Genomic DNA, 7,968 nt, shown 5'->3' on the forward strand with positions numbered 1-7,968 from the left:
AAATTACAAACCCAGTTTGTATCCAATTCCCATTTCTAAACCTCGCAATTCTGCCAGTCCTTTTAATCTTCCGGTTAAGGAATATCCCGGATATGTTGCTGTAGTTTCATCAACTTCATGGAGAAAACCGTGATCTGGACGCATCGGTAAACTGATTTTTGTTTTATTCATTACAAGCAGAATCTTCTCTACAATCTTTTCCATTTTGACATCTCCATTCAAATGTTCCGATTCTCTAAAAATAGTTTCGCTTTCGCGGATGGTATTTCGCAAGTGCAAAAAATGGATTCTATCTTGATAATCGTCAATTATTTTTTCCAGATCATTTTTCGGATCAGCGCTTAGTGAACCAGTGCAATAACATAATCCGTTAGCCGTAGAAGGAACCGCACAAAAAATCGCTTTCAAATCTTCTTCCGTCGAAACAATTCTCGGCAGTCCTAAAACCGAAAACGGCGGATCGTCTGGATGAATTGCTAATTTCTGATCGTTTAGTTCCGCAATTGGTGTTACTTCAGTTAAAAAATAAATCAGATTTTCTCTTAGTTTTTGATTGTCGATTTCGGTATAATCATCCAAAAGAGATAAAATCTGCTCCGCCGTAAAATTGATTTTACTTCCCGGCAAGCCGAGCAAAACATTTTTAAACAACAATGCTTTTTCGTCTACAGACAATTGATTTCCAAACTGCAGCGCTTTTTCTTTTGCAGCTTCTGAATAATCGTTTTCAGCATTCGGTCTTTTTAAAAGAAAAACATCAAAAAAAGTAAAAGCATCCTGATTGTATAGTAAAGCTTTGCTTCCGTCTTCATTTATAAAATTATGATTGGTACGCACCCAATCCAGAATAGGCATGAAATTATAGGTTATGATTTTGATTCCGCAATCGGCCAGATTCTGCAAACTGATTTTATAATTTTGTATATACTGCAAGTAATTTCCAGAAGCGCGTTTGATTTCTTCATGAACAGGAAGACTTTCAACCACAGTCCATTCTAGACCTGCATTTCTAATGATTTCCTGTCTTTGCTGAATAGCTTCAACTGACCAAACTTCACCCACCGGAATTTGATGCAAGGCCGTTACAATTCCAGTTGCTCCGGCTTGTTTAATATCAATAAGCTTTACGTTGTCATTTGGGCCAAACCAACGCATGGTTTGCTGCATTTTTATCATACGTACTAATTTTTTAATCTCGCAAGAGCGTGGACAAGCAAAGTTCTGTTTCCCGCAGATTAAGCCGATTTTAATCTTTTTAATCCTTTAATCTGTGGCTTTAAAACCTTTGAATCTTTGAACCTCTGCCCCTTTGAACCTATAAACTCAAAACCCAATGCTATTTCCGCCATCAACTGGCAAAACTGTACCTGTTGTATATTTTGATTCGCTTAAAGCGAAATAATAAACCGCATCTGCAATGTCTGATGGCTCTCCTAAAAAGCCCATTGGTGTTCTCCCTAAAACTTTATTTTTTCTTTCTGGATCGTTATCCAATGCCGCTGCCGACATTTTAGTTTTTATAAATCCCGGAGCAATACAGTTTACACGAATTCCTGCTGGAGCCAATTCGGTTGCCATAGCACGCGTCATCGATTCGATTGCGCCTTTACTTGCGGAATAGGCGATTACTTTTGGTATTCCGTATTGTGAAGCCATAGAACTGATATTGATAATACTTCCGCTTCCATTAGCTTTCATATTTTTGATTACTTCACGGCTTACGGCAAAAACGCTCAGTAAATTAGTATGAATAATCGAAAGAAAATCTTCATCGGTCACGTCTGGAATTTCCTTTTTCATGTTGATTCCGGCATTATTTACCAAAATATCGATCGATACATTTTGCGTTATGCTATCAATCATAGCAGGAATTCCTTCCAAATTATTTAAATCGAAAATTACGGGAATGGCATTTTCTCCAATTTCCTTACAGGCATCTTCTGTTTTTTCTTTTGATCTTCCGATGATGTAAGTTCTGATTCCGTTATCACAAAGTTTTTTTGCTGTTGCAAAGCCTAAACCCGAATTTCCTCCGGTTACAATTGCCGTTTTTTTGCTCATAATTTGTTGTTTGGTATGGGACGCAGATGATTGCGGATTCGCTTTCGCGAAGACACGGAAAAAAACAGATTCTTTTCTAAACAAAAAAAATAAAAAATCCGTATAAATCAGCGTTTTCGCGAAAGCGAATCCGCGTTATCAGCGTTCTTATTAATCTCAATAATTTAATTTATCCATTTCCCGGTGCAAACGGGAATTTCAATGATTTAAAATACTCTAAAGTCTGTGTTGGTTTTTGTACTTCTTTCGGAAGTTCTTTGCCAGAAAACTGCTGAAAATATAACAGACAGGCATCGCGCCACCATTTTGCTTCTTTGTGTTGAATTTCTAATAACATTGCGACTTCGTGAAAACGTTCTGAATCAATATATTTTTCAGTCTTCTTCCAGACATTCTGCATTTCTTCAACCTGATTAACACCTTCCTGGTATTTTAAAGCCATTCCATTCCAAAGTGTCTGTCCGTTTTTTAGCTTATAATCCCAAGAAACGTGATGAAACCATAGTAGCTCGTTTTCTGGACAAGTTTCTAAATTATCAAAAAGTTTTGCTACTTCTGGCGCGTATTGTGAAACAGCGTTTGTTCCAGATTTAGAACGATCGAAACCAATTCCGTTTTTATCTGCCTTATGATAATACGTCGGATTCCATTCTGGTCTTGACAAATTGGAAACCCACGGTCCTGGTCCATAATGATGTCCAGTGTCCATAATATGATGCAAACCAAGCGGTGTCATATAATTGACGACGGCTTCCCGAGATTCGATCATCATTCTTTTTATCGGTTTAATGAAATTTTCATCGTTCGAAAAAGTGCTTCTTAGCCATTCATCTGCAATAATTTCAGAATCCAAATACGGATTCCATGCCAGTCTTCCGAAACCGTACCAATTCGCTTGCGCAAAAGGATGCCCAGTCCAGTTGAGATCGTTTCCGATATTGGCAACGCCCGCTATCCCTGTTATTTTATTTTGAAATAAAGTTCCGTCAACAACTTTGGCAACCGTTGAACCTTTTCCTTTTTGATACGTATCGGCTTCTAAAACCTCCTGAAATAATTTTGGAAGAAAAACCAAATGCGTACTGAATCCTAAATATTCCTGTGTCATCTGAAATTCCATCATTAAAGGCGTTTTCGGCATCGCTCCAAATAAAGGATGAAAAGGCTCTCTAGGCTGAAAATCGATTGCTCCGTTTTTGACCTGAACAATTACATTTTCTTTGAATTTTCCATCATACGGCTGAAATTCTGCGTAAGCTTGTTTAGCGCGGTCGTTGGCATCATGTTCCGAATATACAAAAGCCCTCCACATCACAATTCCTTTAAAAGGCGCAACGGCATCAGCAAGCATATTCGCTCCGTCAACATGATTTCTTCCATAATTTTGCGGACCAGGCTGACCTTCAGAATTGGCTTTCACCAAAAACCCTCCAAAATCAGGAATTCGTTTGTAGATTTCTGCTGCTTTATTCTTCCACCAATTGATAACTTCCGAATCTTTTGGATCGGCAGTTTTTAAGTTTCCGATTTCGATTGGAGCCGAAAATCTGGCGGTTAAGTATACTTTTATTCCGTACGGCCTGAAAACATTCGCCAAAGCTTCAACTTTTTCTAAATATTGTGGAGTCAGAATTAATGCGTTGGCATTTACGTTAGTCAAAACCGTTCCGTTAATTCCGATTGAGGCATTCGCTCTAGCGTAATCAACATAGCGCTGATCAATAAAATCGGGAAGTTTCTGCCAGTTCCAAAGTGAAAATCCAGCATAGCCCCTTTCTACTGTTCTGTCTAGATTATCCCAATGATTCAGGATTCTTATATTTGTTTTTGGCGAATCTGCAATAGTAAGATTTTCAACCGATTGATTGGTCTGCAAAATTCTCAGGAAATTGAAAACGCCGTATAAAACAGCAACGTCATTTTTTCCTGTTATAATTATTTGTTTTTTATTTTGGAGAGAAATGGATTTGATAATGTAGCCTTCACTATTTATTTTATCAAATTCAGTTTGTAATTGACTTTTGATTTCAGAACTTAAATGAGATTGAGATCCAACGACTAGATTATTTTCTTCTTTTAAATCGAATTTAATTTCTGGCGTATTTCCCAGCATTTCGCTAAATGCGGTTTTAAGTTCTTTCTCGGCAATTTTAATGGTTTCCGAATTTCCTAAAACCACAATCCCTTTTAAATTGGCCTTATAATCTTTTGCGATTGATGGATTTGCAACCGAATTATATTGCAACCATAATTTATAATCCTTTTGTGCCAAAGCCGAAAAGGAAACCAGAAGAAACAGAAAAACAAATCTTGATAAAGTCATCTTAGTTTTATTTATTCTCAATTTTACATTTTTCACATCGATGGCATTTTGATTAAAATAAAAAACATTTATTAAAATTTTAATTTAGAAAATATACAATTCAAAATAAAACAATTATTGCAATCGGTTGCGTAAAAATATAAGATTGTTGGCGAAGAAAAAAATTTTAGTTCGATTTTTTTCAAAAAAAATAATTTCATATAACAAATAAAGGCAGTATAATTATAAAAACTATCCTGCCTATAGTAAGGGAATTATTTTAGATTTTAGATTTGTTCTATGCTATTATAGTTTACAATACATTTTATTTCTGTGTAGATTCTCTTGCCAATACTTCTGTGTTTAAAAAAGTAATTTCTTTGGCGTCGTCGTTTTTGGACGATTTTAGATTTTTGATGATAATTTCTGCCGCTGCTTTTCCCATTTTTTCTGCAGGATGTGTTATGGTCGATAAGTTAGGATCGATAATCTGGGAAATTGGATCGTTATTAAAACCAATAACTTTAAACTCCTCAGGAACTTTTATACCGCGTTTTTTAGCGGTTTGTACGGCACTTACAGCCAGAATATCCCCAGGTGCAAAAAGTCCATCGGGAATTGGATCTAAGTCGAATAAAGCATTGCTAGCTTTGACTCCATCTTCGTAAGTAACTGAATTTAAATTGATAATCAATTTTTCATCTATTTCAACATTATGATCTTTTAAGGCTTCGATATAACCTCTTTTTCTTTCGCTATATAAATTTCCTAACTCAGATCCTGCCGTTATGTGCGCAATACGAACACAGCCTTGCTCAATAAGGTGTTTCGTAGCTTTATAACCTGCTGTAAAATTATCAATTACAACTCGAAAGGTATTGTAATCTTTAGGCACACGATCTACAAATACTAATGGAATATTGTTATTGGAAAATTGATGAAAATGTGCCGTATCACGCGTTTCCATCGCTAAGGAACAAATTACACCGCTTACACGATTACTATACAAGGATTTTGCCATATTGACTTCTTCTTCATACGAATCATGCGACTGCATAATGATTACCGTATAATCAGATTTTTGAGCTGTAATTTCAATTCCGCTTATTAATGATGATAAAAAGGGCTGTGTTACCGTTGGAATTAAAACACCAATGGTTTTGGTTTTATTACCACGCAGACCTGCGGCCAAGGTATTTGGGACAAAGCCCATTTCTTCGGCAGTTTTCTTGACTTTTTTTATGGTTTTATCACTTATGGTGTGATGGTCTTTTAAAGCTCTTGAAATCGTCGATGTAGCCAAATTAAGTCTTTCGGCAATATCATAAATGGTTACATGTTTATTTTCTTCCATAAATCAAAAATAGAAGATGTAAATATAAACTATTTTCTCTCAAGATGATCTTTTTGGAAATTGGTATAAAATAGATAAATTTTAACACATAGAAACATAGATTTGTAGGTTGAAAAAAGGGTGTTTCACTTGCATCAATTCACATAGCTATGTATGAGAAACTAGTTTCTTCAATTACCTTTTTTGATCCATAAAAATGTATGTCTCTATGTGTTAAATAATTCTACCAACAGTTTTTATACTATTTTTTCCCAATGTTGTTTTTCTTGTCTTTCAATATTTTACCGTCTTTGGTAAATTCTAAATCAATTTTATTGGTCAAATCTACGTCCAAATCTTTGTGTCCATAGTCTATGTGAGTTATTTTTTCGTTTGGATAATTTTTCGCCACATAATCTTTTACTTCTTGCGGAATAAAATCGGTGGGGATTGGTTTGTCATCGCCGTCTACTTCGCGATACGAACCGTCTTTCCAGAATTCAACTTCGGTTCCGTCTTTTAATTTTACTTCGTACCCTTTTTCGCCGTGTTCTGCATCTTTTTGTGCACTTTCTATAGCAACATCATTAAAATGTTTTTTAAGAAATTCTTGTGCTGGTTTTGGCAGCTCTGCTACTTCAATTTTCTTTTGTGCGCTGGTCGAGATTGTTATCGTTAACAATACAATGACTAAAAATATTCTGTTTTTCATGATTCATTTTTTTTAAGTATACTCTCACTAATTTACGACAAGAAAAAATACATTCAAATTTCTTTAAGAAACTTTTAGTTTTTACGCACCACATAACAATCTCATTTTATAACACTTATGCAATAATCATACAGTAAGTTGAATATAATTATAATTTGTAATTTAGTAGAAATCATAAAACCATAAATTATGCGTAACATTTCTGCTATTCTATTGCTTTTATTAATTACATCTTGTAAAAACGAAAAACAAAGCAAAATTTTATCTGATTATTTTACTTATAACCAACAAGAACTTGAAACAGCTGGAGTAAAAATGATTCCAATAAAAACGCCAGTCGGAGAATTTAAAGTTTGGACAAAACGTTTTGGAAATAATCCAAAAATAAAAGTCCTTCTCCTACATGGAGGCCCAGCGATGACACACGAATATATGGAATGTTTCGAAACTTTTTTTCAACGAGAAGGGTTTGAATTTTATGAATATGATCAGCTTGGTTCATATTACAGCGATCAGCCCAAAGATAGTTCACTATGGACAATTGATCGATTCGTCGATGAGGTTGAACAAGTCAGAAAAGCTATCAACGCTGATAAAGATAATTTTTATGTCTTAGGAAATTCATGGGGAGGAATTTTAGCAATGGAATATGCTCTAAAATATCAGCAAAATATGAAAGGTTTACTTGTTGCGAATATGATGGCAAGTGCACCAGAATATGGAAAATATGCTGATGAGGTTTTAGCAAAACAAATGAAACCTGAAGTTTTAAATGAAATAAGAAATTTAGAAGCTAAAAAAGATTTTGCAAATCCGCGTTATATGGAGCTGCTACTGCCAAATTTTTACAAAGAACATTTATGTCGATTAAAAGAATGGCCAGATGGGTTGAATCGTGCTAGTAAACATGTAAACTCAGAAGTATACACACTTATGCAGGGGCCAAGTGAATTTGGGATAAGTGGTCGTTTAGCAAAATGGGATATCAAAAACAGACTAAAAGAAATTGCAGTTCCCACCCTAATGATAGGTGCGAAATACGATACTATGGATCCAAAAGCAATGGAAGAACAGAGTAAATTAGTAAAAAACGGACATTATCTATATTGCCCTAATGGCAGTCATTTAGCTATGTGGGACGACCAAAAAGTATTTATGAATGGAGTAATTCAGTTTATTAATGACGTTGACAGCAAAAAAATCTAATAAAAACAGACATAAAACGGCCATCCTCAACAATACAAAGATCACCATATTATAATTAATGCGTTTCGCTGCGGGTCGGGCTGTCCGCGTATTCCCGATTTAGAAAAATAAGGCTTTTAGCCTTAGCTGCTAATCGGGAGATGCCGCTTCCATCCCTAACGCAGACCAGCAATAAATAATGTGTTCAATTTCCAGATTTCATAAAGATGTTATAAAACAGAAAACCCCGTTTCGCTGGAAACGGGGTTTTCAAAAGAAAGGCGACGACATACTCTCCCACAATGATGCAGTACCATCTGCGCAGGCGGGCTTAACTTCTCTGTTCGGGATGGGAAGAGGTGAGCCCCGCCGCAA

The 7,968-nt window shown here is 35.5% G+C and carries 6 protein-coding genes and 1 rRNA gene; 1 reads left to right on the forward strand and 6 read right to left on the reverse strand.

The window, feature by feature from the left end:
• Positions 1 to 3: 3 nt before the first annotated feature.
• From uxuA to EG814_RS10840, 5 genes are all read right to left on the reverse strand, one after another.
• A complete protein-coding gene (uxuA, locus tag EG814_RS10820) occupies positions 4 to 1,167 on the reverse strand; it encodes a mannonate dehydratase (RefSeq protein ID WP_125721769.1) in 1,164 nt (387 codons plus the stop codon).
• Between the two features lie 156 nt (positions 1,168 to 1,323).
• On the reverse strand, positions 1,324 to 2,061 hold the full coding sequence (locus EG814_RS10825) for an SDR family NAD(P)-dependent oxidoreductase (protein WP_125721741.1): 738 nt from the start codon (positions 2,059 to 2,061) through the stop codon (positions 1,324 to 1,326).
• A 169-nt stretch (positions 2,062 to 2,230) separates the two neighbouring features.
• Positions 2,231 to 4,384, reverse strand: coding sequence for an alpha-glucuronidase family glycosyl hydrolase (locus tag EG814_RS10830; protein ID WP_125721743.1), 2,154 nt, complete (start codon positions 4,382 to 4,384; stop codon positions 2,231 to 2,233).
• A 304-nt stretch (positions 4,385 to 4,688) separates the two neighbouring features.
• Positions 4,689 to 5,717, reverse strand: a complete 1,029-nt coding sequence (locus tag EG814_RS10835; protein ID WP_125721745.1) for a LacI family DNA-binding transcriptional regulator — start codon at positions 5,715 to 5,717, stop codon at positions 4,689 to 4,691.
• 241 nt (positions 5,718 to 5,958) lie between these two features.
• A complete protein-coding gene (locus tag EG814_RS10840; RefSeq protein ID WP_125721747.1) occupies positions 5,959 to 6,408 on the reverse strand; it encodes a PepSY-like domain-containing protein in 450 nt (149 codons plus the stop codon).
• Between the two features lie 189 nt (positions 6,409 to 6,597).
• On the opposite strand from EG814_RS10840, the gene EG814_RS10845 reads away from it, so the two are divergent.
• Positions 6,598 to 7,614, forward strand: coding sequence for a proline-specific peptidase family protein (locus tag EG814_RS10845; protein WP_125721749.1), 1,017 nt, complete (start codon positions 6,598 to 6,600; stop codon positions 7,612 to 7,614).
• A 255-nt stretch (positions 7,615 to 7,869) separates the two neighbouring features.
• Here the strand turns inward: EG814_RS10845 and rrf are convergent.
• Positions 7,870 to 7,968: ribosomal RNA gene (gene rrf / locus EG814_RS10850) — 5S ribosomal RNA — on the reverse strand; the annotation flags it as partial.

It is taken from the genome of Flavobacterium ustbae, from assembly GCF_003946915.1.
Taxonomy (GTDB): Bacteria; Bacteroidota; Bacteroidia; order Flavobacteriales; family Flavobacteriaceae; genus Flavobacterium; species Flavobacterium ustbae.